This is a genomic window from Patulibacter brassicae (assembly GCF_033949425.1).
GTDB classification, from domain to species: Bacteria; Actinomycetota; Thermoleophilia; order Solirubrobacterales; family Solirubrobacteraceae; genus Patulibacter; species Patulibacter brassicae.
Genome location: NZ_JAXAVX010000001.1, coordinates 133,839 through 157,709, shown reverse-complemented (window position 1 = coordinate 157,709; position 23,871 = coordinate 133,839). Strand labels below are relative to the sequence as shown.

23 protein-coding genes are annotated in these 23,871 nt (G+C 75.6%); 15 read left to right on the top strand and 8 right to left on the bottom strand.

From position 1 onward, the window contains the following. Nucleotides 1-22 precede the first annotated feature (22 nt). Nucleotides 23-571 carry a GNAT family N-acetyltransferase gene (locus SK069_RS00730; protein ID WP_319952256.1) on the top strand — a complete coding sequence of 183 codons (549 nt, stop codon included), beginning with the start codon at nt 23-25 and terminating at the stop codon, nt 569-571. Between the two features lie 89 nt (nt 572-660). On the opposite strand, the gene SK069_RS00725 is transcribed toward SK069_RS00730, so the two are convergent. Next, nucleotides 661-1,431: a peptidylprolyl isomerase gene (locus SK069_RS00725; RefSeq protein ID WP_319952255.1), complete on the bottom strand. Its 771-nt coding sequence runs from the start codon at nt 1,429-1,431 to the stop codon at nt 661-663. A gap of 103 nt (nt 1,432-1,534) precedes the next feature. On the opposite strand from SK069_RS00725, the gene SK069_RS00720 reads away from it, so the two are divergent. From SK069_RS00720 to SK069_RS00685, 8 genes are all read left to right on the top strand, one after another. Continuing rightward, nucleotides 1,535-2,962: a MurT ligase domain-containing protein gene (locus SK069_RS00720; protein ID WP_319952254.1), complete on the top strand. Its 1,428-nt coding sequence runs from the start codon at nt 1,535-1,537 to the stop codon at nt 2,960-2,962. Continuing rightward, nucleotides 2,959-3,759, top strand: a complete 801-nt coding sequence (locus SK069_RS00715) for a class I SAM-dependent methyltransferase (RefSeq protein WP_319952253.1) — start codon at nt 2,959-2,961, stop codon at nt 3,757-3,759. Before SK069_RS00720 ends, SK069_RS00715 begins: the two co-directional genes overlap by 4 nt. Next, on the top strand, nt 3,752-4,495 hold the full coding sequence (locus SK069_RS00710; RefSeq protein ID WP_319952252.1) for a type 1 glutamine amidotransferase: 744 nt from the start codon (nt 3,752-3,754) through the stop codon (nt 4,493-4,495). The genes SK069_RS00715 and SK069_RS00710 overlap by 8 nt, the downstream gene beginning before the upstream one ends. Nucleotides 4,496-4,624: 129 nt before the next feature. Beyond that, entirely contained in the window at nt 4,625-5,809 is a 1,185-nt protein-coding gene (locus SK069_RS00705; RefSeq protein WP_319952251.1) for an ABC transporter ATP-binding protein, read from the top strand. Continuing rightward, nucleotides 5,806-6,522, top strand: coding sequence for an ABC transporter permease (locus tag SK069_RS00700; protein WP_319952250.1), 717 nt, complete (start codon nt 5,806-5,808; stop codon nt 6,520-6,522). The genes SK069_RS00705 and SK069_RS00700 overlap by 4 nt, the downstream gene beginning before the upstream one ends. After that, nucleotides 6,519-7,277, top strand: coding sequence for an ABC transporter permease (locus SK069_RS00695; RefSeq protein WP_319952249.1), 759 nt, complete (start codon nt 6,519-6,521; stop codon nt 7,275-7,277). The genes SK069_RS00700 and SK069_RS00695 overlap by 4 nt, the downstream gene beginning before the upstream one ends. After that, nucleotides 7,274-8,260 carry a glycine betaine ABC transporter substrate-binding protein gene (locus SK069_RS00690; RefSeq protein ID WP_319952248.1) on the top strand — a complete coding sequence of 329 codons (987 nt, stop codon included), beginning with the start codon at nt 7,274-7,276 and terminating at the stop codon, nt 8,258-8,260. Before SK069_RS00695 ends, SK069_RS00690 begins: the two co-directional genes overlap by 4 nt. Before the next feature lie 101 nt (nt 8,261-8,361). After that, on the top strand, nt 8,362-9,225 hold the full coding sequence (locus SK069_RS00685) for a hypothetical protein (protein WP_319952247.1): 864 nt from the start codon (nt 8,362-8,364) through the stop codon (nt 9,223-9,225). Between the two features lie 37 nt (nt 9,226-9,262). Here the strand turns inward: SK069_RS00685 and dut are convergent, their stop codons facing one another. Together dut and hflX are read right to left on the bottom strand one after the other, a co-directional pair. Next, the gene (gene dut, locus SK069_RS00680; protein ID WP_319952246.1) at nt 9,263-9,697 is read right to left on the bottom strand and encodes a dUTP diphosphatase; all 435 of its coding nucleotides are present in this window, start codon (nt 9,695-9,697) and stop codon (nt 9,263-9,265) included. 1 nt (nt 9,698) lies between these two features. Then, nucleotides 9,699-11,027: a GTPase HflX gene (gene hflX, locus SK069_RS00675; protein WP_319952245.1), complete on the bottom strand. Its 1,329-nt coding sequence runs from the start codon at nt 11,025-11,027 to the stop codon at nt 9,699-9,701. 113 nt (nt 11,028-11,140) lie between these two features. Here hflX and dapE point away from each other — a divergent pair, with 113 nt between their 5' ends. The 4 genes from dapE (at nt 11,141) to SK069_RS00655 (ending at nt 15,925) form a co-directional block, all read left to right on the top strand. Continuing rightward, nucleotides 11,141-12,223 carry a succinyl-diaminopimelate desuccinylase gene (dapE, locus tag SK069_RS00670; protein ID WP_319952244.1) on the top strand — a complete coding sequence of 361 codons (1,083 nt, stop codon included), beginning with the start codon at nt 11,141-11,143 and terminating at the stop codon, nt 12,221-12,223. Between the two features lie 156 nt (nt 12,224-12,379). Then, nucleotides 12,380-13,897, top strand: coding sequence for an alkaline phosphatase family protein (locus SK069_RS00665; RefSeq protein WP_319952243.1), 1,518 nt, complete (start codon nt 12,380-12,382; stop codon nt 13,895-13,897). Continuing rightward, a complete protein-coding gene (locus tag SK069_RS00660; RefSeq protein WP_319952242.1) occupies nt 13,894-14,571 on the top strand; it encodes a hypothetical protein in 678 nt (225 codons plus the stop codon). The genes SK069_RS00665 and SK069_RS00660 overlap by 4 nt, the downstream gene beginning before the upstream one ends. Before the next feature lie 55 nt (nt 14,572-14,626). After that, complete coding sequence (locus tag SK069_RS00655; protein WP_319952241.1) at nt 14,627-15,925, top strand: pyridoxal phosphate-dependent aminotransferase; 1,299 nt, start codon at nt 14,627-14,629, stop codon at nt 15,923-15,925. Between the two features lie 33 nt (nt 15,926-15,958). Here SK069_RS00655 and dapD read toward each other — a convergent pair whose 3' ends face one another. From dapD to SK069_RS00640, 3 genes are all read right to left on the bottom strand, one after another. Further along, entirely contained in the window at nt 15,959-16,972 is a 1,014-nt protein-coding gene (gene dapD / locus SK069_RS00650; protein WP_319952240.1) for a 2,3,4,5-tetrahydropyridine-2,6-dicarboxylate N-succinyltransferase, read from the bottom strand. Nucleotides 16,973-17,029: 57 nt separating this feature from the next. After that, complete coding sequence (gene dapF, locus SK069_RS00645) at nt 17,030-17,917, bottom strand: diaminopimelate epimerase (protein WP_319952239.1); 888 nt, start codon at nt 17,915-17,917, stop codon at nt 17,030-17,032. A 143-nt stretch (nt 17,918-18,060) separates the two neighbouring features. Further along, entirely contained in the window at nt 18,061-18,984 is a 924-nt protein-coding gene (locus SK069_RS00640) for a tRNA (adenosine(37)-N6)-dimethylallyltransferase (protein ID WP_319952238.1), read from the bottom strand. Nucleotides 18,985-19,006: 22 nt separating this feature from the next. Between SK069_RS00640 and SK069_RS00635 the strand changes: the two genes are divergently transcribed. Both SK069_RS00635 and SK069_RS00630 read left to right on the top strand, forming a co-directional pair. Beyond that, on the top strand, nt 19,007-20,167 hold the full coding sequence (locus SK069_RS00635; protein WP_319952237.1) for an FIST signal transduction protein: 1,161 nt from the start codon (nt 19,007-19,009) through the stop codon (nt 20,165-20,167). Nucleotides 20,168-20,309: 142 nt separating this feature from the next. Next, nucleotides 20,310-21,101 (top strand): SDR family NAD(P)-dependent oxidoreductase, encoded by a 792-nt coding sequence (locus SK069_RS00630; protein WP_319952236.1) that lies wholly within the window; start codon nt 20,310-20,312, stop codon nt 21,099-21,101. 88 nt (nt 21,102-21,189) lie between these two features. On the opposite strand, the gene SK069_RS00625 is transcribed toward SK069_RS00630, so the two are convergent. Beyond that, entirely contained in the window at nt 21,190-22,605 is a 1,416-nt protein-coding gene (locus tag SK069_RS00625; RefSeq protein ID WP_319952235.1) for a MiaB/RimO family radical SAM methylthiotransferase, read from the bottom strand. A 69-nt stretch (nt 22,606-22,674) separates the two neighbouring features. Then, nucleotides 22,675-23,796: an HtaA domain-containing protein gene (locus SK069_RS00620; RefSeq protein ID WP_319952234.1), complete on the bottom strand. Its 1,122-nt coding sequence runs from the start codon at nt 23,794-23,796 to the stop codon at nt 22,675-22,677. Nucleotides 23,797-23,871: the final 75 nt, after the last annotated feature.

Sequence of the window (23,871 nt, the reverse complement as noted above, 5' to 3'; positions counted from 1 at the left end):
GCGCGCCCGGTAGCCTCGGGGCGTGACGGACCCTCACGGCACGCTGCGAACGCCGCGGTTGACGGTTCGTCCGATGGTTCCCGCAGACCTCGACGCGCTCCTCCACGGCCTGCAGGACCCGGACCGACCGTGGGCTGCCGGCTATCCGCTGGACGAGACCCTGATCGCCGCGCAGGTGGTCGACGGCCGCGCGTCCCTCGACGACCCGGACGCGCTCGGTCCCTGGACCCAGTACCAGCTCGTCCTCGACGGCGAGGGGGTCGTGATCGGGGACTTCACGTTCCTCTCGCCCCCCGACCGCGACCGCGTCGCGCTGATCACGTTCGCCATCGCTCCCGAGCGGCGCGGCAACGGGTACGCGACGGAGGCCGTCCGGGCGATCGTGGCGTGGGCCCGCGGCCGGCGCGAGCTTCGCGGCCTGCGCGCGGACACCGACCTCGTCAACCCGGCGAGCCACAGCGTGCTGCGCGCCGCCGGGCTGGCCGTCGTGCACGACGACGGCGACCGCCAGGTCTACGAGCTGCGCTGGGAGCGGCCCGAGCGCATCGCCCGGGCCATCGCGGCCGACTGACGGCCGGCGCCGCCCCGCGACCGCGGTCGCACCGGCCCGTCGACGGCCTCGTGCGCCGGGCGGACCTCCGCCGCGGCGCCGGACCGCGCTCAGCCGCGCCGCAGGACGGCGCGGTCGATGACGACCGGCTGGGCGGGCGGGCCGTCGCCGGACGGGTCGCTCGTGCCGACGCCCTCGATCCGCTTCACGACGTCGAGGCCCTTGACGACCTTGCCGAGGATCGCGTACTCCGGCGGCAGCTGCGAGTCGGCGCCGGTCACGACGAAGAACTGGCTGCTCGACGTGCCCGGGGCCTCGTTGGCGGCCTTCGCCATCGCGACGACGCCCTCGGTGTAGGCGGCGTCGGACGGCGGCTCCTCCGTCACGGAGTAGCCCGGGCCGCCGGTGCCGTTCTGCAGCGGGTCGCCGCCCTGGATCACGAACCCGGGGACGATCCGGACGAAGCCGAGCCCGTCGTAGAAGCGCTTGCGGACGAGCGAGGCGACCGACGCCGAGGTCTTCGGCTGGCGCTTCGTGTCGAGCTCGACGACGAAGCTGCCGCAGCTCGTCGTGAAGGTCACGCGCCACGCCCCCGACAGGCGCGCGGGGCGCGGCTCCGCCACCGAGGTCTTCGCGTCGTCGGCCTCGGGCTGCTCGACGGACCGGCAGCCGTCGGCGGCCGCCGCGTCGTCGGTCGTCGCCGGGGCGGTCTCGGTCGTCGCCGTCTCCGTCGTGGCGTCCGTCGTCGTGGCCGCGGTCGTCGCGGTCGAGCCGGACGGCTCGTCGTCGTCGCCGCAGGCGGCGAGTCCGCCACCGAGGGCGAGCACGCCGACGAGCAGCGCGGCGCGGACGGCGTGGGCGGGGCGCGCGGTCGTCGGCACGGCGGCGAGCATACGGCGCCACGCGGACCCCTCGCGCCGCGGGCGGCGTCTGCGCCCCGTCCGGGCGCGGTCGGCCCGGAGCCTCCGGGATACTCCACCGCGCGTGAGCACCGCCCTGGAGCCCCCTCCCTCCCCCGGACCCCGCCGCGGCCCGGTCCCGCTCGGCCTCGCGGTCCGCCTCGCGCGGCTCGCGGGACGGGCGGCGCGGGCGACCGGCCGGGGCGGCACGAGCCTGCCGGGCAAGCTCCTGACCCGCCTGCGGCCGGACGCGATCGCCGCGATGAGCGGGCGGATCGAGCACGGCTCCGTCGTGCTGTCGGCGACGAACGGCAAGACGACGACCGCGGCGCTCGTGGCGTCGATCCTCGAGCGCCACGGCGAGACGCTCGTGCACAACCGCCAGGGCGCGAACATGGCGGGCGGCATCGCGGCGACGCTCATCGGCGACTGGCGCCGAGGCCGTCCCACCGGCTCGACGGGGCTCTTCGAGGTCGACGAGTTCTGGCTCGCGGGCCTCGTGCGCGACCTCCGCCCCCGCGCCCTGCTGCTCGCGAACCTCTTCCGCGACCAGCTCGACCGCTACGGCGAGCTGGAGACGATCGTCGACCGCTGGCGCGCCATGGTCGAGGATCCCGCCAACGCCGGCGTGCGGCTCGTGCTCGGCGCGGACGACCCCGCCGTCGCCGACCTCGGCCTCGGGCGCGAGGCCTGCTACTTCGGCGTGCAGGACACGTCGGTGGCGCTGCCCGGCCTCGAGCACGCCGCGGACGCGACGACGTGCCGCGTCTGCGGGTCGGCCTACGACTACGCCGCGACGTTCGTGGGTCACCTCGGGCACTACGCCTGCCCGCGGTGCGGGCACGCGCGCCCGCAGCCGCAGGTCACCGCGGAGCGGGTCGTGCTGGACGGCACCCGCGGCTCCGTGATCCGGCTGCGGATCGACGACGCCGAGGTCGACGTCGCGCTGCGCCTCCCGGGCCTCTACAACGTCTACAACGCGCTCGGGGCCGCGGCGCTGTGCCACGTCCTCGGGGTCCCCGCGACGACGATCGCCGCCGGGCTGGAGTCCACGAGCGCGGCCTTCGGGCGCGCGGAGACGGTCGAGGTCGAGGGCCATCCGCTGCAGCTGCTGCTCGTGAAGAACCCGGCGGGCGCCAACGAGGTGGCGCGGACGCTCGCGCTGGCCGACGAGCCGGTCGACCTGCTCGCGATCCTCAACGACCGCGTCGCCGACGGCCGCGACGTGTCGTGGGTCTGGGACGCCGACCTCGAGCGGCTCGCGCCCCAGGTGCGGCGCGTGACCTGCGGCGGCACCCGGGCCGCCGAGATGGCCGTCCGCTGGAAGTACGCCGGCGTGCCGGTCGATCGGATCGCGGTCGTCGAGCACGACGTCGCCGGCGCCCTCGACGCCGCGGTGGCCGCGCTGCCGTCCGCCGACGCGCCGCTGCACGCGATCCCGACGTACACGGCGATGCTCGAGCTGCGCGAGGAGCTCGTCCGCCGCGGCGCCGCGCGGGGGTCCTTCGCGTGAGCCCGCCCGATCCCGCGGCGGACGCCGGCCCGGTCCGCGACGCGGACCTCGACCACGTCCGCTGGCACGACCTGGAGTGCGGCGGCTACCGCGCCGACCTCGAGCTCTGGCGCGCGATGGCCGCCGACCGCTCCCCCGGGCGGATCCTCGACCTCGGGTGCGGGACCGGTCGGGTGGCGCTCGACCTCGCCGGCGCCGGTCACGAGGTGCTGGGCCTCGACATCGACCCGGTGCTCGTCGCCGAGCTCCGCCGGCGGGCCGCGCTGCGGAGCCTGCCGGCGGGTGCCACCGTCGGCGACGCCGCCGCACCGCGGCTCGCCGAGCGGTTCGGCCTCGTGCTCGCGCCGATGCAGACGATCCAGCTGCTCGGGACCGCCGGCCGGCGCGGCCTGCTGCGGGCGCTGCCGCGGCTGCTCGCGCCGGGCGCGCGAGCGGCGATCGCGCTCGTGGAGGACGTCGAGCCGTTCGACGCGGGCGACGCGCTGACCGTCGCTCCCGACATGCGCGACCACGAGGGCACCGTCTACGCGAGCCGGCCCGTCGCCGTGACGGTCTCCGGAGACGGGCGGATCGTGCTGGAGCGGGTGCGCGAGATCGTCGGACGCGACGGCGAGCGGACGGTCTCCGGCGACCGGATCGCGCTCGACGTGCTGCCCGCCGACCGCCTGGAGGACGAGGCGCGCGACGCCGGCCTGCGCGTCCTCGAGCGCCGGGAGGTGCCGGCCACCGAGGACCACGTCGCGAGCGCGGTCGTCGTGCTCGCGGCGGTCGAGGAGCAGGAGCCGAGCGATGCCTGAGCGGACGCTGCGGGTCGGGGCGCTGTACCCCGAGCTGCTGAACATCTACGCCGACCGCGGCAACCTCCTGCTGCTCGAGCGGCGCTGCGCCTGGCGCGGCATCGCCTTCGCGCTCACGGCGGTGAGCCTCGGCGACGCGCTGGACCCGGAGGCGCACGACCTCCTGTACCTCGGCGGCGGTCAGGACCGGGATCAGGCGCTGTGCGCCGAGGACCTCGTCGCCACGAAGCGCGATGCCGTCCACGCCCACGCCGACCGCGGCGGCGCCCTGCTGGCGGTCTGCGGCGGCTACCAGCTGCTGGGCCACCACTACGCGCTGGACGCCGAGCGGCGCCTGCCCGGCATCGGGCTGCTGGACCTCCACACCGACCGCGGCGAGGGACGCCTGATCGGCAACGTCGCGATCGAGGTCGACCTCCCGGGCGCCGGCGGCCCGCGCGTCCTGGCCGGGTTCGAGAACCACGGCGGTCGCACGGTGCTCGGCGACGGCCAGCCCGCGCTCGGGCGCGTCCTGTCGGGCCACGGCAACGACGGCCGCAGCGGCGCGGAGGGCGCGGTGCGGGGCGCGGTGATCGGCACCTACCTCCACGGCCCGCTGCTGCCGAAGAACGCGTGGTTCGCCGACTGGCTCATCGCGACCGCGCTCGGGATCGCGCCCGGGGAGCTCGCGCCGCTCGACGACCGGCTCGAGGACGCCGGGCACGCGAGCGCGCGCGCCGCCGCCGGGCGCCGGTAGGCACCGTACGCGCGTGGAGCGCCGGTCCTCACCTGATTCCTGATCGGCAATACGTCAATCTGGGGCCGCGGCGCCTGTCGCTGCGCTAGGCTCGCTCGCGGCGTGGGCCGTCCCCCGCGCCGGCCACCGATGACCGTCCCTCCCGCTCCCGCCGGCGATCGCCCAGCCGCGGCCACCACCCCTGCTGCCGAGCTGCGCTTCGAGGAGGTGGTCAAGCGCTACCCCGGGGCCGACGCCGCGACGATCGAGGGCCTCTCGCTCACCGTGCCGGCCGGGGAGATCCTCGTGCTCGTGGGGCCGTCGGGCTGCGGGAAGACCACGGCGATGCGGATGGTCAACCGGATGATCGAGCCGACCTCCGGGCGGATCCTCATCGCGGGCCGTCCGACGGCGGAGCGCGAGCCCGCCGAGCTGCGACGGGAGATCGGCTACGTCATCCAGCAGACCGGCCTCTTCCCCCACCGCACGGTCGCCGACAACATCGCGACGGTGCCCCGGCTGCTGGACTGGTCGCGCGACCGCATCGCGGCGCGCACGACCGAGCTCCTCGACCTCGTCGGCCTGGACGCGACCTTCGCCGGCCGCTACCCGACCCAGCTCTCCGGCGGCCAGCGCCAGCGGGTCGGCGTGGCGCGGGCCCTGGCGGTCGACCCGCCGCTGATGCTCATGGACGAGCCGTTCGGCGCGATCGACCCGATCACGCGCGACCGGCTGCAGAACGAGCTGCTGCGGCTGCAGCGGGCCCAGCCGCGGACGATCGTCTTCGTCACCCACGACATCGACGAGGCGATCAAGCTCGGCGACCGCGTCGCGGTGATGCGCCCCGGGGGCCACCTCGCGCAGTACGCGACCCCGGCGGAGCTGCTGCTCGCCCCGGCCGACGAGTTCGTCGAGCGCTTCGTCGGGGCCGACCGGGCCCTGAAGCGCCTGGCCCTCGGGCGCGTCCGGGACCTGCCGCTCGAGCGCCCGGCGCTCGTGCGCCACGACGACCCCAGCGCATGGGTCCGGGCGCAGCTCGGCGACGCCGAGGTCCCCTACCCGCTCGTCGTGGACCCCGACGGCCGCCCGGTGGCCTGGCTCGACGAGGACGACCTCGCGGCGGAGCGCGTGGATGCCGCCGCCGGGTCCCCGGTGGCGATCGTCTCGCGCGACGACGTCCTGCGCGACGCCTTCAGCACGGTGCTCGCCCACGCGGTCCAGTACGCCGCGGTGGTCGACGACGCCGGTGCCGTCGTCGGCGTGCTCTCCAGCGACGCCGTCGCCCGGGAGCTCGCCCCCGCCCCCGCCCCGGCCGAGCCGGAGCCCGCCGCGTGATCGCCGCGCCCCTGGCCCAGGCGGGCGAGGGCTTCGTCCGGGATCGCTCCGGCGACGCCGGCTCGTGCGTGGCGCGCGACGGCGTCTGCCCGGACTGGATCGCGGACAACCTCGACCGGTACGTCGATCCGCTCCTGCGGCACGTGCTGCTGACGGTCGTGGCGCTCGCGATCGGGTTCGCGATCGCGTTCGCGCTCGGCCTGCTCGCTCACCGGCGCCGGTGGCTCGTCGCGCCGATCGTGCAGGTGACCGGCATCCTCTACACGATCCCGAGCCTCGCGCTCTTCTTCCTGCTCCTCCCGCTCACGGGCCGCGGGTTCCTCACCGCCGAGATCGCGCTGGTCTCCTACACGCTGCTGATCATCTTCCGCAACGTCATCGCGGGCCTCGACGGCGTCCCGGCGGACGCGGTCGACGCGGCGCGCGGGATGGGGCTCACGGACCGCGAGGTGCTCTGGCGCGTCGAGCTGCCGCTCGCGGTGCCGGAGATCGCGGCCGGCCTGCGGATCGCCGCCACGACGACGGTCGGCCTCGCGTCGCTGGCGTTCTTCGCCGGCGCCGGCGGGCTCGGGGATCCGCTCTACGCGGACCTGAACTTCAAGAGCAACGTGCTCGTGGCCGGCGGCCTCTGCGTCCTGCTGGCGATCGTGCTGGACCTCGCGGTGCTGGCGGGCCAGCGCGTGCTGACGCCGTGGACGAGGGTCGCGCGATGACCGTCCTCGCCGACCTCGGGGTCTTCGGGGACGCCATCGAGCTGCTCTTCCACGCCCAGGAATCGCGCACGGGCGGCGCCGAGATCGGCGGCCCCGGCCAGTTCCTCGAGCTGACGGGCCGGCACCTGCTGCTCACGGTCACGGCGATCCTCCTCGCCTCGGCCGTCGCGCTGCCGCTCGGTCTCGCGCTCGGGCATCGCCGCCGCGGCGGGTTCCTCGCGATCACCGTCAGCAACGTCGGGCGCGCGGTCCCGAGCCTCGTGCTCATCGCGCTCTTCGTCGCCTTCCTCGGCGTCGGCTTCACGAACGTCGCGCTCGCCCTCACCCTGCTGGCGATCCCACCGATCCTCACGAACGCCTACGTCGGCGTCACCCAGGTCGATCCCGAGGTCCTCGACGCCGCGCGCGGCCAGGGCCTGACGGAGCGCCAGGTGCTGCGCCAGGTCGAGCTCCCGCTCGCGCTGCCGCTGATCTTCGCCGGCCTGCGGACCTCGACGGTGAACGTCATCGCGACGGCGACGATCGCGCCGGTCGCCGGGTACGTGACCCTCGGCGACCCGATCATCAGCCAGGCGGTCTACGGCGACGCCGGACGGCTGGCGGCGGCCATCGTCGTGGCGCTGCTGGCGATCGTCGCCGAGCTCTCCCTCGGCGCGGCGCAGCGCGCGGCCACGCCGGCTCCTCTTCGCGCGCGGACCCGGCTCGTCCGGCGGCCGCGCGCGCCGATCCTCCTGCGAAAGGGCACCACCCCATGAGAACCCCGCACCTGCGGCTCGTCCTGCTGCTGTCCCTGATCATCGCGGCGGTCGCGCTGGCGGCCTGCGGCGACGACGACGACGACGGCGGCGACACCGGCGGCGGCGCGACGACGGCCGCGCCGGCGGCCGCGATCCAGCGCGACGACGCGAACGCGAAGACGACGATCACCGTCGGCTCGAAGAACTTCACCGAGCAGAAGGTCCTCGGCGAGGTCTACGCCCAGGCGCTCGCGGCCGGCGGCTACACGGTCCGCAAGGAGCTGAACCTCGGCGACGAGCAGACCGCGCTGAAGTCGCTCAAGGGCGGCGACGTCGACGCGTACCCCGAGTACACGGGCACCGCGCTGCTGTCGTTCTTCGACGTGAAGACCGAGGACCTGCCGAAGGACGCCGGCGCGGCGTACGAGCAGGTGAAGCGCGACTTCGCCAAGGACGGCATCGTCGCCGAGCCGCCCACGCCGTTCACCTCCTCCAACGAGGTCGCGGTCACGAAGGCGACCGCGCAGAAGCACGGCCTGACGAAGATCTCCGACCTGTCGAAGGTCGCCGGCCAGCTCAGCCTCTACGGCTCGCCGGAGTGCCGGCAGCGCCTCGACTGCCTCCTCGGCCTGCAGCAGGTCTACGGGCTGAAGTTCAAGCGGTTCGTGCCGGTCGAGCTGAGCCAGCGCAGCAAGGTGCTGAGCGACGGCCAGGCCGACGTGTCGATCGTCTTCACGACCGATCCGCAGAACAAGCGCGACGGCTTCGTCCTCCTGCAGGACGACAAGGGCATGTTCCCGCCCTACAACTCGACGCTGCTCGTCCGCGACGCGACCGCGAAGGCCGCCGGCCCCGACCTGACGAAGATCATCGAGGCCGTGAACGCGAAGCTCGACGCCTCCGTCATCCAGGAGCTGAACGCCCGGGTGGACCTCGACAAGGAGACGCCCGAGCAGGCCGCGCGGGAGTACCTGCAGCAGTTCGGCCTGATCGCGAAGTGATCGCCCGCGCCGGGCGGCCCGTGGTCGCCCGGCGCACGCCACGACCCCGCGACCGTCGGGCTCCCGCGGGCTCCGCCCGGCGCACGCCCGATACTGCGTGGATGCCGCGCTGCGAGACCGAGTGGCCGCCGATCCGCGACGAGCAGCTGCGCGAGCGGCTGCGGACGCCGACGGAGGACCTGCTCGCCCTGCTGCCGCCGTTCCTCGAGCGGATCGTGCCGCTCATGGCGTCGATCCTCGAGGCCCCGCTGGACGAGCGCATCGCCCAGGCCCACGGCTACCCGTGGGAGCGCGTCGACGCGCCCGCCGTGCTGCGCGACGGGGTGGTCGAGCCCGATCGCCCGCTGGACCCCCACCGCCGCTACGCCGTCGTCGCGATCGGCGCCAACGGCTCCGCGCAGCGTCTCGCGACGAAGCTCGTCGGCGTCCCGGTGGCCGACGCGCGGCTGTCCCCCGCGACGCTCGCCGACCACGACGTCGTCGCCTGTCCCTTCCCGACCGGCTACGGCTCGTTCGCCGGCGACCTCGTGCCCTCGCCCGGCACGCGGGTCCGGATCACCGTCCTCGAGCTCACCGCCCCGCAGGTCGAGCGGCTGACGTTCACGGAGTTCGGCTACGACCTGGGCCGGCTCACCGGTGCCGTGGCGGTCACCGACGACGGCGAGGAGCACCCCGACCCGCTCGCCTACGTCCACCGGGGCTCGTACGGCGTGGACGGCGCGCCGGTCGCGCTCGCCGCCGTGCCGGCGCAGGACCGGACCCTGCGGGCGATGACGCAGCCCGAGCTGCTGGAGGACTGCGGCCGGCGGCTCGGCTTCGACGGGCCGCCCGGGGCCGCGGGCGACGCGCTGCTGCGCGCGATCCTCGCGGACCCGCCGGGGTTCGTGCGGGAGCACTACGCGCCGCTGACCGCCGCCGCGCTGCACCCGGAGCGACCGGGCTTCGTCCCCTACCCCGCCGCCTGACCGGCGCCGGGCGCGTCCGCGGACCGGCTGCCGGCGCTCAGCGGCCCGTGGACCCGAAGCCGCCGGTGCCGCGGTCGCTCGTGCCGAGATCGTCGACCTCGACGGGCGCCGGCAGCGCGACCGGGACGAGCAGCAGCTGCGCGATCCGCTCGCCCGCCGCCGCGGTGAACGGCGTCGCGCGGTCGGTGTTGAGCAGCAGCACGCGGAGCTCGCCGCGGTACCCGGCGTCGACCGTCCCGGGGCTGTTGACCACCGCGATCCCGTGGCGCATGGCCAGGCCCGAGCGCGGCACGACGAGCCCGGCCCAGCCGTCCGGGATCGCGACGGCGAGCCCGGTCGGGACGAGCGCGCGCTCTCCCGGCGCCAGCGACACCGGCTCGGCGGCGCAGAGGTCGAGCCCGGCGTCGCCGGCGTGCTGGCGCACCGGCAGGACCGCGTCGGGCCGCAGCCGGCGGAAGGCGATCGTCTCCATGTCAGACGTGCTCGACCCGGTACTTCTCGTACCGGGCCACGAGCTGGCGCGGCAGGCGCGCACGCACGAGCACGCCGTCGGGGCGGTGCTCCTGCTCGAGGTCGCCCGCCAGCTCGTGCAGCTCGGCGAGGGCCGCGCCGGCGGGATAGGGCACGAGCAGCTCGACGGGGCGCAGCGTGGCCTCGAACTCGCGCTCGATCCGGGCCGCGAGCGTCCCGAGCCCCTCGCGCTCGGCGGCGGCGACCTGCACCGCACCCGGGAAGCGCACCCGCAGCTCCTCGCGCCGCGCGTCGTCGATCAGGTCGCACTTGTTCAGCACGAGCAGCGGCGCGACGCCGTTGGCGCCGACCCCGTCCTTCAGCGCGCCGATGTCCTTCAGGACGTCCTCGACGGCGCCCATCACGGCGCGCAACTGCTCGTCGTCCTGGCTCGCGTCGACGACGTGGAGCAGGAGGTCGGCGATGACCGTCTCCTCCAGCGTCGCGCCGAACGCCTCGACGAGGTGGTGCGGCAGCTTGCGGATGAAGCCGACGGTGTCGGTCAGCAGGTAGGTCCGGCCGTTCCAGCGCAGCGTCCGCGTCGTCGGGTCGAGCGTGTGGAACAGGCGGTTCTGGACGCCGACCTCGGCGCCGGTGAGCGCGTTGAGCAGCGTCGACTTGCCCGCGTTCGTGTACCCCGCGAGCGCGACGTTCGGGACGTGCGAGGAGCGCGCGCGCTCGGCGCGCATCACGGCGCGGGTCCCCTTGACGTCCTCGAGCCGGCGGCGGAGCTTCGAGATCCGGTCGCGGGCGAGCCGGCGGTCGGTCTCGATCTGCGTCTCGCCGGGGCCTCGGGTCCCGACCCCGCCCACGCCGAGGCGGTCGAGGTGGCTCCAGAGGCCGCGCATGCGAGCGAGGTTGTACTGCAGCTGGGCGAGCTCGACCTGGAGCTTGCCCTCGGCGCTGTGCGCGTGGGTGGCGAAGATGTCGAGGATGAGCGCCGTGCGGTCGAGCACCGGCATCCCGAGCCGGCCCTCGAGGTTGCGCTCCTGCCGCGGGGAGAGCTCGTCGTCGGTGACCACGAGCGTCGCGTCGAGCTCGTGGGCGAGCTCCTTCAGCTCGTCGAGCTTGCCCTCGCCGAGGTACGTGTTGGGGTGCGGCTCGTCGCGGTGCTGGACGAGCTGGCCGACGACCTCGACCTCCGCCGTGCGCAGGAGCTCCCGCAGCTCGCCGAGGTCGTCGCCGTGCTCGAGCACCCCGACCATCAGCGCGCGCTGATCGGCCGCCGCCCGCTGCTCGTCGAGGTCGTGCGGATGGGTCGATCGCTGGCTGCCGCGCTGCCGCTTCGTCACTGGGACCAGTGTCGCACGCCCGGTCCGCGGCGTGCGGGACGTGCGCGCGCCGGCCCCGGTTCGAGCCCGCCTCCCGCGGGCGCAGGCGGGTCGCGACGCGTAGGCTCGACGGGGTGACGACGCTCGCCGACCGCCTCGCCGCCGCGACCCTCGAGCTCGTGGACGTCGCCTCGGAGTCGCGAGCCGAGCAGCCGGCGATCGACCTCGCGGCGCGGCGCCTGCGCGACGCCGGCGTGCCGGTCCGGGACGCGGGCGACACGTGCCTGCTCGCCGGGACGTGGACGCGCGGCGACCGTCCCCTCGTGCTCCTCGCGGGGCACCTCGACACGGTCCCGGCGCAGGGCAACCGCCCGGGGCGGATCGCCGACGGGGCCGTCCACGGGCTCGGCGCGACGGACATGAAGGGCGCCTGCGCGGTGATGGTCGAGCTCCTGCGCGACGGGCTGCACGCCGAGGACGGCCGGGCCTGCGACGTCGGGGTCGTGCTCTTCGGGCGGGAGGAGCTGCCGTTCGTCGACACCGCGCTGACGCCGCTGCTGGAGCGCGAGCCGGGCCTGCGCGGCGCCGACCTCGCCGTCGTGATGGAGCCCACCGCGGGCGGCGTGCAGGGCGGGTGCCTCGGCAACCTCAACGCCACCTGGACCTTCCACGGGGTCGCGGCGCACAGCGCCCGACCGTGGCTCGGGGACAACGCGCTGCACAAGGCCGCCGCCGCGATCGCCCGGCTGGCCGAGGTTCCGATCGTGCGCCACGAGTTCTCGGGCCTGGAGTACGCCGAGTGCGTCGGGGTCACCCGCCTGCAGGGCGGCGTGGCCGACAACGTCGTCCCGGACGAGGCCCACGCCCACGTGAACTACCGCTACCCGCCGGGCGTCGCCGCCGCGGACGCCGAGGCGCGGCTGCGCGCCTGGTGCGACGTGCCCGGCAGCAGCCTGCGGATCATCGGCAACGCGCCGTCGGGCACGGTCCACGTCGACGAGCCGCTGGCGCGCGCGCTCATCGCGCGCACCGGGCGCGCGGTCGCCCCGAAGCAGGCATGGACGCCGGTCGCGGAGCTCGCGCTCGCCGGCGTGCCCGCGCTGAACTACGGGCCCGGCGACCCCGTCTACGCGCACAAGCGCGACGAGCTCGTCCGGATCGACGCGCTCGTCGAGAGCTACGAGACGCTCGCGGCGCTCGTGCGCGCCGGCGCCTGAGCGCCGCCGTTCCGTCGCGGGGAGGGACGCACGCCGTCCCGACGTTGCAGCCCTGAAACCTGGCGCGTCCGCGGCCTTGCGGCGTCCCCGCGACTCGGAGATCGTCCCGGGCACGACCGGTCCACGCCGGCGGACCACCAGGGGGACGACCAGCCGATGCCCGACGTGCACGATCCCGACGAGGCCGAGCGGCTCGAGGCCGAGCACCACGACGCGTACCACTCGCGGCGGGAGTTCCTCGAGCGGACCGCGACGGCGGCCGGCCTCGCGGGGCTCGGGCTGACGCTCGCCCCGGACGTCGTGATGGCCGAGGCGACCCGGCGAACGACCCAGCCGCTGCCGTCGGCGCGAAACCTCCCGATCGACACGTTCGTCGTGCTGATGATGGAGAACCGCTCGTTCGACCACTACCTCGGCTGGCTGCCCGGAGCCGACGGGCGACAGGCGGGCCTGACCTTCCGCGACAAGCAGGGGCGCACGCACGAGACGCATCGCCTCGCGCCCGACTTCCAGGGGCTGCGCCACCTGGACCCGGACCACTCCTGGGACGGCGGGCGGGTCCAGCTCGACGGCGGGCGCAACGACGGGTTCCTGCAGGCCGACAGCGACACCTTCTCGATCGGCTACTACGAGAAGCCGGACCTGCCGTTCATCCCCCACGCGGCCGAGGCGTTCACCGCGTACGACCGGTTCTTCTGCTCGCTGCTGGCCTCGACGTACCCGAACCGGTACTTCATGCACGCCGCGCAGTCCTACGGGCGCAAGAACAACGCGTTCCCGTTCCTCCAGCAGGCGACGCCGATCGGCCTGCCGGACTCGACGATCTTCGCGGCGCTCCAGGCGAAGGGCATCAGCAGCCGCTACTTCTTCAGCGACATCCCGGTCTCGGCCCTCTGGGGCGTGCCGGGCCTCGCGCGCTCCGGTCCGATGGCCGAGTACTACGAGCGGTGCCGCAGCGGCACGCTCCCGCGCGTGTCGTTCGTCGATCCGGCCTTCAACGGCGAGGAGCAGGGGACCTCGGGCGACGAGCACCCGCACGGCGACGTGCGCGTCGGCCAGGCCTTCATGGCCGACGTCGTGCACGCGTTCATGAGCTCGCCCCAGTGGAAGCGGGGCGCGCTGTTCATCGTCTACGACGAGTGGGGCGGCTTCTTCGACCACGTCCGGCCGCCGCGGGTGGCCGACGACCGCGCGAGCCGCGACGTCGCCCAGGACTTCGGCCAGATGGGCTTCCGGATCCCGGCGGTCGCCGTCTCGCCGTGGGCGCGCCGTCGCCACGTCGACCACGGGATCTACGGCTTCGAGTCGATCCTGAAGCTCATCCGCTACCGGTTCGGCCTCTCGCCCCTGACGAAGCGCGACCGCTTCGCCCGCAACATCGGGCTGTCGTTCGACTTCGCCGCCAAGCCCCGCCTCGACCTCCCGGCGCTGCCCTCGGCGCGGCGCGTCATGGCCGGCAACGCGATCGGGGCTCGACGAGCGGCGCCCGCCGACCGGGACACCGCCGCGCGGGCGGCGGGGCGGGCCGCCGAGCCGGAACCGGAGCGCGCGAAGCCGCACGACCTCGCCGAGCTCTACACGTCGGGGTACCTCGACCGGCTCGGCTTCCGGTACCGGCCCGCGACGCCGGGACGGATCTTCCGCAACCCCTCCCGGATGGGGCTGCGGCCGTGAGCGCCACGATCCGTCGCGGCCGCCGCCCGGCCTGCCTCGCGGGCATCGCGGGGCTCGCGCTGCTCGCGGTCGCCCCGGCGGCGCTCGGCGACCCGTTCGAGCCCGTCGCGATCGCCGTCGACGCGCCGGCGATCGCCCGGAGCGATCGCCCGCTGGCGGTGACCGCGACCGTCACGGCCGATCCCGACGCGCTGACCGGCACGGACGGTCCGGTCCGCGTGCGCGTGAAGCTCGCGACGATCTGCGGCGGGTCGTTCGAGGGCACGGACGGCGTGACGCTGCTGGACGAGCCGCTGGCGCCCCAGCCGCGGGCCGGGACCGCGCTGCGCGCCAGCGCCACCGGTCGTGCGCGGCCCGCCGGCGCGGGCGTGCAGTCGGTCTGCGCGTTCGTGGCGAGCGCGAACGACGAGCGGCAGTACGCGACGAACGTCGACGCGACGGTCGACGTCTCGGCGCGCTGCACGACGGCGGCGCGCCGCGTGGAGCGCGACGAGCGCGCGGCGGCCCGCAGCCGCCGGAGCCTGCGCTCCGCGCGCACCGCGCGGCGCCGCCATCGGACGCCCGCGACGCTGCGGCGCGTGCACCGCGCGCGGCGCACGGCCCTGCGCGCCACCGCCCGTGCGCGGCGCTCGGCCGCGAAGGCCCGCGGCCGCTGCGGCGGCGCGCCCTGGTGAGCGGCGCGCACCGCCCGTCGCCGCGTCGGGGTCGGCCGGTAGCGTCGGCGCGACCGTGACCGCCGCCGAGCCCGTCCCGCCGCTGCCGCGCAACCCCCTGCTCGCCGCGTCGGGCACGTACCCGTTCGCGCGCCTCTCGACCGCGCGGGCGCAGGTCGTGCGGCGCGCCGAGACGCCGACCCTCATCGACCTCGGCGTCGGGGAGCCGCGCGAGCCCACGCCGGAGCTCGTCCGTCGCGCGCTCGTCCAGGCCGTCGAGGACGAGGCGATCTCGACCTATCCGCTGGCCGTCGGCCTGCCGGAGCTGCGGGTCGCGATCGCGGAGTGGGCCGGGCGCCGCTTCGGCACCCGGCTGGACGCCGACCGGCACGTGCTGCCGACGCTCGGCTCCAAGGAGCTCGTCTTCGGCCTCGCGCAGGTCCTCGTCGACCGCGACGGCGGCCGCGACCTCGTCGCGGTCCCCCAGCCGGCCTACCCGGTCTACGAGCGCGGCGCGCGGTTCGCGGGCGCCGAGGTGCTCGAGCTGCCCCTGCGCGCCGAGCGCGACTACCTGCCCGATCTCGACGCGATCACCGACGAGCAGTGGTCGCGCCTCGTCCTGCTCTGGGTGAACTACCCGAACAACCCGACGGCGGCCGTCGCCGACCGCGGCTGGTACGCAGAGGCCGCGGCCCGCTGCCGCGCGCACGGCGTCGTGCTGGCCAGCGACGAGGCCTACAGCGAGCTGTGGTTCACGGGCGGGGCACCCGACTCGGCTCTCCAGATCGCCGACGACGGCGACGGCCTCGACGGCGTGCTCGTCGTCAACACGCTGTCGAAGCGCTCGTCGATGCCGGGCTACCGCTCCGGCTTCGTCGCGGGCGACGCGGCGCTCGTGGACGCCCTGAAGCGCTACCGACCGAGCGTCGGCGTCGCGCCGCAGGCGGTGATCCAGCGGGCGGCCGTCGCCGCCTGGGGCGACGAGGCCCACGTCGACGAGGTCCGCGACCGCTACCGCGCGAAGCTCGCGGTGCTCCAGCCGGGGCTCGACGCGCTGGGCCTGCGCGACGCGGGCGGACCGGCGTCGTTCTTCCGCTGGCTCGCGCTGCCCGACGGCTGGCGCGATCGCGGCTGGGCGGTGGCGACGCTCCGCGACCCGGCCGTGCGCGCGCTCGCCGCGACGCTCACCGACGGGGCGCCGGACGAGGACGGCAGTGCGACGTTCGCCGCCGCGCTGCTCGCCCACGGGGTCGTCGTGGCGCCCGGGGGCTTCTTCGGCCCCGCGGGCGGCGGGCACGTGCGCGTGGCGCTCGTGCCGACGCTCGAGGACTGCGCCCGGGCGTGCGAGCGGCTCCAGACGCTCGCCGCCGCCTGAGGACCCGCCCCGTCCGACGGGACGGGCTCCGGGTCAGTCGTTGGCGTGCAGCTGCGCGTTGAGGCTGCCCCAGGAGCCCGAGCGCTCCAGCGCGACGACGGCGCCGCTCTGGCTGTCGCGCCGGAAGAGCAGGCCGTCCTTGCCGGAGAGCTCACGGCCCTTCACCGTCGTGCCGTCGGGCAGCGCGACGACGGTGCCGCCCGTGACGTAGAGCCCCGCCTCGACGACGCAGCCGTCGCCGAGCGAGATGCCGATCCCGGCGTTCGCGCCGAGCAGGCAGCCCTCCCCGATCGAGATGACCTCGCTGCCGCCGCCCGACAGCGTGCCCATGATCGAGGCGCCGCCCCCGACGTCCGAGCCGTCGCCGACGACGACGCCGGCGGAGATCCGGCCCTCGACCATCGACGCGCCGAGCGTCCCGGCGTTGAAGTTCACGAAGCCCTCGTGCATGACCGTCGTGCCCTCCGCGAGGTGCGCGCCGAGCCGCACGCGGTCGGCGTCGCCGATCCGCACCCCGCTCGGGACGACGTAGTCGGTCATCCGCGGGAACTTGTCGATCGAGGTCACCGCCACGGTGCGCCCCTCGGCCCGCAGCCGCAGGCGGACGTCCTCGAAGCCCTCGACCGCGCACGGACCCGCCGTCGTCCAGACGACGTTGCTCAGCAGGCCGAACTGCCCGTCGAGCGAGAGGCCGTGGGGCCGCACGAGGCGGTGGGAGAGCAGGTGCAGGCGCAGGTACACGTCGTGGGCGTCCCGCGGGGCGGCGGCGAGGTCCTCGATGACCGTCGCGATCGCGATCGTGCGGACGCCGCGACCGGCGTCGCGGCCGATCGACGCCGCGAGCGCCCCGCCCGCCGACTCGGTCGCCCGGGCGAAGGAGACCTCGTGCGTCCCGCTGCCGCCCGGATGCCCGGTGGCGGCGATCGCCGCGGCGTCGAGCCCGAGGCGCGGCGCGGGGAAGAAGCTGTCGAGCACCCGGCCGTCGGCCTCGGCGATGGTCGCCAGGCCGATCGCCCAGGCACCGTTCTGCTGCTGCGTCTCGCTCACGAGGCCAATCTAGTGAAGGGCCGTCGGCGGACGCCCCGCGGGCGGGCGCTCCGCCGCTCAGTCCAGGGCCGCGAGATCGCGCAGCAGGTCGTCGGTCGCCTCGGCGACGTAGACCGGGACCGCCCAGCCGGTGAGGTCGACGTGCAGGTCCTCGCCGACGTCGACGACGAGCTCGCCGCCGTCGAGGACGACGGTCACCTGCTCGCCCTCGCCGTCCTCGCCGCGTCCCCCGCCCGCCAGCGCGTACGCGACGGCGGCGCCGGACGCACCGGTGCCCGACGACATCGTCTCCCCCACGCCGCGCTCGAAGATCCGGGCCCGGATGCGCCCGGGCTCGAGCTCGGCGTACCACGAGACGTTCGTCCGGTTCGGGAACCGCGCATGCCGCTCGATGGCGGGGCCGATCGCCGGGAGGTCGAGCGCCTCGAGCTCGTCGATCGACCCGACGGCGATCGCGCACTGGGGGTTGCCGATCTTCACGTGCTGGAACGCCCAGTCGCGCGGCCCGCCGCCCACCACGTCCGCGGTGAGCGTCCCCCGGCCGTCCGGCGCGCCTCCCGGCAGGTCGTCGCTGACGAGCGACGCGCGGCCCATGTCGACGCGGCACGTGGTGTCGGAGAGGACCGTCGGGCGGATCTCCCCGGCGACGGTCGTGATCGAGAACTGGCGCTGGTCGGTCCACCCGCGCCGGACGAGGTACATGATCGCCTCGCGGGCGCCGTTGCCCGAGAGCTCCGCCTCCGACCCGTCCGGATTGAGGATCCGCAGCGCGGCGACCGTCCCGGGGGCCGTCGGCGGCGCGAGCTCCAGCACCCCGTCGGCCCCGGGTCCCAGATGCGGGTCGCACAGGCGCCGCGCCCGCGCGGCCGTCAGCGGGAACGGCAGCCGCTCGCGCTCGACGATGAGGTAGTCGTTGCCGAGCGCCTGCCACTTCTCGAACCGCATCGGCGGCAGTGTAGTTGCGCGCCCGTCGCCGCTCGGCCCGCCCGAGGCACCGTCGCGCGGCCCGCAGCGGACCGGGCGGAGGGTGCGGCGGGGAGCGGCGCCGCCGCGAGCCCGACGCGCTCAGCGGTCGTCGAGCCAGCCGCTCAGCGGCCGGCGAGCCAGGGCGCGGCGATCGTCCGTGCGACGGCGTCGACGTCGGAGGACGCGTCGAGGTCGACGAGCTCCGCCCCCGGCAGCTTGCGCATCCACGTGAGCTGGCGCTTGACGTAGCGCTTCGTGTCGCGGCGCATGCGGTCCTCGTCGCCGGCCAGCAGCGGCTCGAAGCCGTGGGCCTTGCGGGCCGTCGAGGCGGCGCCGGCGGCCGCGGCCGCCCGGACCTCGTCCGCGGCGCCGGCGGCGAGCATCGCGTCGATCCGGGCGTCGATCCGGGTCCGCAGCGCGTCGCGGTCGCGGACGAGCCCCACGAGCCGGGTCGGGTGCCGGACGTCGTCGGTCCACAGGTGGTTCGGCGCGCCGTCCTCGGGCCGCTCGAGCGCGCCGATCTCGTGCAGCTCGAGCGTGCGCACGAGCCGCGAGCGGTCGCTCGGCGCGATCCGCTCGGCCGCCCACGGCGCCGCGGCGGTCAGCCGGGCGTGGAGGTGCTCCGGGCCCTCCCGCTCGAGCTCCTCCTCCAGCGCGGCGCGGACCGCCGGTGGGGCGGGCGGCCGGAGCGCGAGCGTCGTGAGCGCCGCGCGGAGGTAGAGCCCGGTCCCCCCGACGACCAGCGGCACCCGCCCCGCCGCCAGCGCCGCGTCGATCTCGGCGTGCGCGAGCCGGGCGTAGCGCCCCGCCGAGGTCTCCTCGGTGAGCGGCAGGACCGCGACGAGACGGTGCTCCAGCTCGTCCTGCTCCAGCGCGTCGCGGGCGCCGGTGAGGGTCTCGATGCCGCGGTAGAGCTGCATCGCGTCGGCCGAGATCGCGACCGGGTCGTGGCCCGCCGACCGCAGCGCCCGGGCCACCGCGACGGCGACCGCCGTCTTGCCGACGGCGGTCGGACCGAAGATCGCGAGCACGGCTGGCGCAGTCACGGCCGCGAGTATGGTGCCTCGAATGCCCGTCGTCGCCACCGGCTTCTCCGCGGCGCCCGACCGCGTGGCCGGGACGACGCTCGCGGCGCGCCAGGCGCGCACCGGTCTGGGCGACGCTCCGTGCGACCTCGCGCTCGTCTTCCTTTCCGGCGCGTACCTCGAGGGGCCCGACGAGGTCCTCGAGCAGGTGGCCCGCGAGCTCCTGCCCCGCGAGCTCGCCGGCTGCACGTCGGGCGGCCTCGTCGCGGGCGGACAGGAGCACGAGGGCGTCGACGGCATCGCGATCTGGACGATCTCCGTCGGCGAGGGCGGCGACGTCGAGGTCTTCGAGCTGCGCACGCGCCCCGTCGACGAGGGGCTCGCGCTGGTCGGCCTGCCGGATCCGGTGCCGGGCTCGGCCATGGTGCTCCTGGCCGACTCCTCCCACCTGCCGCTGGAGGGCACGCTCCGGGCGTTCGACGAGCACCTGCCCGGCGTGCCGCTGGTCGGCGGCGTGCCCTCGACCGTCCCGCCCGACGGCCGACCGCTCCTGCGCGGCACGGCGTCGAGCGACGCCGCCGGGCTGCTCGTCCGGTTCACGGGCCTCGAGATGCTGCCCCTCGTGTCACAGGGCGCGCGTCCGATCGGCCCGGAGCTCGCGGTCACCGCCGGCGAGGGCGGGATCATCCGCGAGCTCGCGGGCCGGCCCGCGATCGAGGCGCTGCGCGAGACCGTCGACGCGCTCGGGCCCGAGGAGCAGGCGCGGATCCGCCACGGGCTGCTCCTCGGCCTCGTCGTCGGCCCGGGTCGGCCGGAGTACGGGGCGGGCGACTTCGTCGTCCGCGGGCTCGCGGGCGCGGACCCGCAGGCCGGCGCGATCGCCATCGGGGCGCCGGTCGAGGTCGGCCAGATCGCCCAGCTCCACGTCCGCGACCCGGAGTCGGCGAGCAGCGACCTCGAGGAGGCCCTGCGGCTGCGTCGCGCCGCGGCCGGCTCGGCGGCAATCGCCGGGGCGCTCGCCTTCACGTGCAACGGCCGCGGCGAGGACATGTTCGGCCACGCCCACCACGACGCCGACGCGATCCAGCGCGAGCTCGGCCCGCTGCCGCTCGCCGGGATGATCTCCGCCGGGGAGATCGGCCCGGTCGGCGGCCACCCGTTCCTCCACGGCTTCACGACGACGATGGGGATCTTCCTCACCTGAGGTCCCGGCCCCCGGCGCAGGACGCCCGGGCACGGGGCCGGGTCCCGTCCTGCTTCCCGACCAGACCGCGGCCGCGGCGCCCGGCACGCCCCGGCGCAGGAGGGCGGAGATCGGGGAACGACGACCACGTAGGGTTGCGCCCATGGAGCTGCGCGACCGCACCGTCATCGTCACCGGGGCGACGGGGGGCCTCGGCCACGCGATCGCCCGGGCCCTCGCCGGTCGCGGCGCGCGCCTCGTCCTCACGGGCCGCCGGGCGGCGGTCCTCGAGCCCCTCGCGGCGGAGCTCGGCGCGGAGGCGATCTCGGCCGACCTCAGCGACCGCGACGACGTCGCCCGGATCGCCGAGGCGCACGTCGACGCCGACGTCGTCGTCCACAACGCCGCGCTCCCGGGCAGCGGCCCCCTCGACGACTACGACCTCGACGCCCTGGACCGCGTGCTCGAGGTGAACCTCCGCGCGCCGATCGCGCTGACGCGCCTGCTGCTGCCGGCGATGAAGGGACGTGGCGTGGGCCACCACGTGTACGTCTCGTCGATGTCGGCCAAGGTCCCGACCGCCGACGCGTCGCTGTACGCGGCGACGAAGCTCGGCCTGCGGGGCTTCGCCCAGGCGCTGCGGCCCGAGCTGCGCCCGCACGGGATCGGCGTCAGCACGATCTTCCCGGGGTTCATCTCCGACGCCGGCATGTACGCCGACACCGGGGTGTCGCTGCCGCGCGGCGTCGGCACGAACACGCCGCAGGAGGTCGCCGACGCGGTGCTGCGGGCGATCGACCGCGGTCGTGGTGAGATCGACGTCGCGCCGCTCGGCGTCCGGGCGAGCGCGGTGCTCAACGCCGTCGCCCCGGGCGTCCCCGGGCGGGTCGCCGCCCGGATCGACGGTGGTCGTGTCGGTCGCGAGATGGCCGACGCCCAGCGCGCGAAGCGCTGAGGGCTCCGCGGCCGAACCCGCGCGCGCCGGCTCCGGGCGAGCGCGGACGCGGGTCGGGAAGGCGCGCAGGACCCGGCGGGAGGGCGGCTCAGACCCGCAGGGCGCTGAGGAGCGACATCTCGCCGCTCAGCGTCTGCGACGTGGCGTCGGTGATCTCGACCGGCACGGTCTCCCCCGGCTGGCCGATGCCGGTGAAGTTCACGACCTTGTTGTGGGTCGTGCGCCCGCGCAGCTTCGACGGGTCGGTGCGCGAGGGACCCTCGATGAGGACGTCGAGCGTGCGGCCGACGAACCGCCGCGTCCGCTCCCGCGCGTGGTGCTGCACGCGCTCGACGAGCCGCTCCATCCGGGCGACCTTCACCGGGTGCGGCAGGAACTCGTCGACCATCTCGGCGGCCTCCGTCCCGCGGCGGGGCGAGAAGACGAAGGTGAACGCCCCGTCGAAGGCGACCGCGTCGACGACCTCGAGCGTCTCCTCGAACTCCTCCTCCGTCTCGCCCGGGAAGCCGACGATGATGTCGGTCGTGATCGCGATGTCGGGGCACCGCTCGCGGATCATCGCCACGCGGTCGAGGTAGCGCTGCTTGTCGTACGTGCGGCGCATCCTCTTCAGCACGCGGCTGGAGCCGGCCTGCAGCGGCAGGTGGATGTGCTGGCAGACCTCGGGCACCTCGGCGTGCACGGCGACGACGTCCTCGCGGATGTCCTTCGGGTGCGGCGAGGTGTAGCGGATCCGCTCGATGCCCGGGACCGCGGCGACCGCCAGGAGGAGCTCGGCGAAGGTCCGCGGCCGGCCGGCCTGCCCGACGCTCGTCGGCCGCTTCGCCGCGGTGGCGTACGGCAGCAGGACGTCCGGCAGCGGCTCGTCGGTGCGCAGATCGCGACCGTAGGCGTTGACGTTCTGGCCGAGGAGCGTGATCTCGCGGACGCCGTCGGCGGCGAGCGCCCGGACCTCGTCGAGCAGCTGCTCGAACGGGCGCGACGACTCGCGCCCGCGGGTCGACGGGACGATGCAGTAGGAGCACTTGAGGTTGCAGCCGACGGCGATCTGCACCCACGCCTGGAACGCGCGATCGCGCTTCGTCGGCAGGTGCGCCGGGAAGCCCTCGAACTCGAAGTAGCCCTGCGCGCTGAGCGAGTCGCTCGTGAGGAACTCGGCGAGTCGGTTGATCTGGCCCGGGCCGAACGCGACGTCGACGAACGGGAACCGCTCGAAGATCTCGTCCTTCACCGACTGCGCCCAGCAGCCTCCGACGCCGACCACGACGCCGGGCCGCTCGCGCTTCATCCGCTTGGCGTGCCCGAGGTGGGCGATGAACCGCGAGTCGGCGGACTCGCGGATCGAGCAGGTGTTGAAGAGGATGAGGTCCGCGTCGTCGGCGACCTCGGCGGGTGCGTAGCCGAGCGACTCGAGCATGCCCTTCATGCGCTCGGAGTCGTGCTCGTTCATCTGGCACCCGAACGTCGTGACGTGGTACCGCTTCTGGGTCTCGACGGCGCTCATCCGAGCACCGGAGGGTAGCGCGGGCGACGGGTCGCGGCGCGGCGCGCCGCGACCCGCCGCGGCGCGCGCTCAGCGGATGGCGATGCGGACGGACCGGCGCCCGGAGACCTTCTTCGCGGTCCGGCGCAGCGTCCAGGTGCCGCGCAGCGACGTGCCCTCGAGCACCTTCACCCGCAGGACGCGCCGCGTCACCGTGCCGGTGCCCACGACCTTGCCGGTGCGCCGCGACCGCAGCTGGACCGCGAGGGCGCGCGTGCCGCGGAACGGCGCCGCGCGGAGCGTCACCCGGCGGACCTTCGCGCTCTTGCCGGCCGCGCCGGCGGGGCCGCGAGCGCCCTGCGGGCCGACCGGCCCCGCGGGCCCCGCGGGACCGGAGGCGCCCTGCGGTCCGGCCGGACCGGTGTCGCCCTGCGGTCCCGCCGGTCCGGTCGCGCCCTGCGGGCCGGTGCCGCCGCCCCCGGCGGTCGGCTGGCTCTCGAACGTCAGCGTGAAGCCGCCGAACGTGTTCGGCGTCCGGTTGGGCCCGCTCCCGACGGCGTACCCGCCGAAGATGTCGGTGGCGACGCTCGGCACGAACGACACCGTCGTCGTCCCGTCCGGGTTCTCGACCGGCGGCGTCGCGGCGAAGTCGAGGCTGAAGACCGGGAGGCGACCGTAGCTCGTGGCAGCCGTGCCGGCCGCACCGGCCGCCTTGGCGCCCGAGGCGTAGAGCTTCGCGACGGTCGAGCCGTCGAAGACGACCGTCGGGTTCTCGATCGAGAGCGTGTAGTCCTGGCCGCCCGGGTTCCCGGACGGCGGGGACACGGACTCGAGCCGCCCGAGCAGGTTCACCCGACCGACCTTCGTGTCGGGATCGAAGTCGCCGTTGGCGACCGGGAAGTTCCAGCTCAGCGCGGAGCCGTCGGCCGGACCCGGCAGCAGGGGCGAGGACCCCCACGCCGCTCCCCACGTGGTCACCGTCGCCGTATGGGCCCCCATCGCGGAGTTGCCCGACCGGAGCACGTAGCCCCAGTAGGTCCGCTCGGTGTTCGCCGGCGCGGCGGTGTTGAACGACCGCACCGTCGACCAGTTGAGGTTGCCGCTCGTGACGGACTCGGGCGCCGCCGAGGCGGACGGCGCGGCGGCGGCGAGGCCGACGAGGGCGAGCAGCGGCAGCGCGGGTGAGCGGCGCACGCGGGTGGAACCGAGCATGGAGAACCCCTTGGATGGATGTCGCGCAGCCGCGAGGACCGCGAGTCGGGCCCGACGGATCGGCAGCCGTCCGAC

Bases quoted from the DNA above. Each gene is read 5' to 3' on its own strand.
- SK069_RS00710 (WP_319952252.1), top strand. From the start codon at position 3,752: ATGCCTGAGCGGACGCTGCGGGTCGGGGCGCTGTACCCCGAGCTGCTG.
- SK069_RS00705 (WP_319952251.1), top strand. From the start codon at position 4,625: ATGACCGTCCCTCCCGCTCCCGCCGGCGATCGCCCAGCCGCGGCCACC.
- SK069_RS00695 (WP_319952249.1), top strand. From the start codon at position 6,519: ATGACCGTCCTCGCCGACCTCGGGGTCTTCGGGGACGCCATCGAGCTG.
- SK069_RS00690 (WP_319952248.1), top strand. From the start codon at position 7,274: ATGAGAACCCCGCACCTGCGGCTCGTCCTGCTGCTGTCCCTGATCATC.
- SK069_RS00685 (WP_319952247.1), top strand. From the start codon at position 8,362: ATGCCGCGCTGCGAGACCGAGTGGCCGCCGATCCGCGACGAGCAGCTG.
- dut (WP_319952246.1), bottom strand. From the start codon at position 9,697: ATGGAGACGATCGCCTTCCGCCGGCTGCGGCCCGACGCGGTCCTGCCG.
- SK069_RS00665 (WP_319952243.1), top strand. From the start codon at position 12,380: ATGCCCGACGTGCACGATCCCGACGAGGCCGAGCGGCTCGAGGCCGAG.
- dapF (WP_319952239.1), bottom strand. From the start codon at position 17,917: ATGCGGTTCGAGAAGTGGCAGGCGCTCGGCAACGACTACCTCATCGTC.
- SK069_RS00635 (WP_319952237.1), top strand. From the start codon at position 19,007: ATGCCCGTCGTCGCCACCGGCTTCTCCGCGGCGCCCGACCGCGTGGCC.
- SK069_RS00630 (WP_319952236.1), top strand. From the start codon at position 20,310: ATGGAGCTGCGCGACCGCACCGTCATCGTCACCGGGGCGACGGGGGGC.
- SK069_RS00625 (WP_319952235.1), bottom strand. From the start codon at position 22,605: ATGAGCGCCGTCGAGACCCAGAAGCGGTACCACGTCACGACGTTCGGG.
- SK069_RS00620 (WP_319952234.1), bottom strand. From the start codon at position 23,796: ATGCTCGGTTCCACCCGCGTGCGCCGCTCACCCGCGCTGCCGCTGCTC.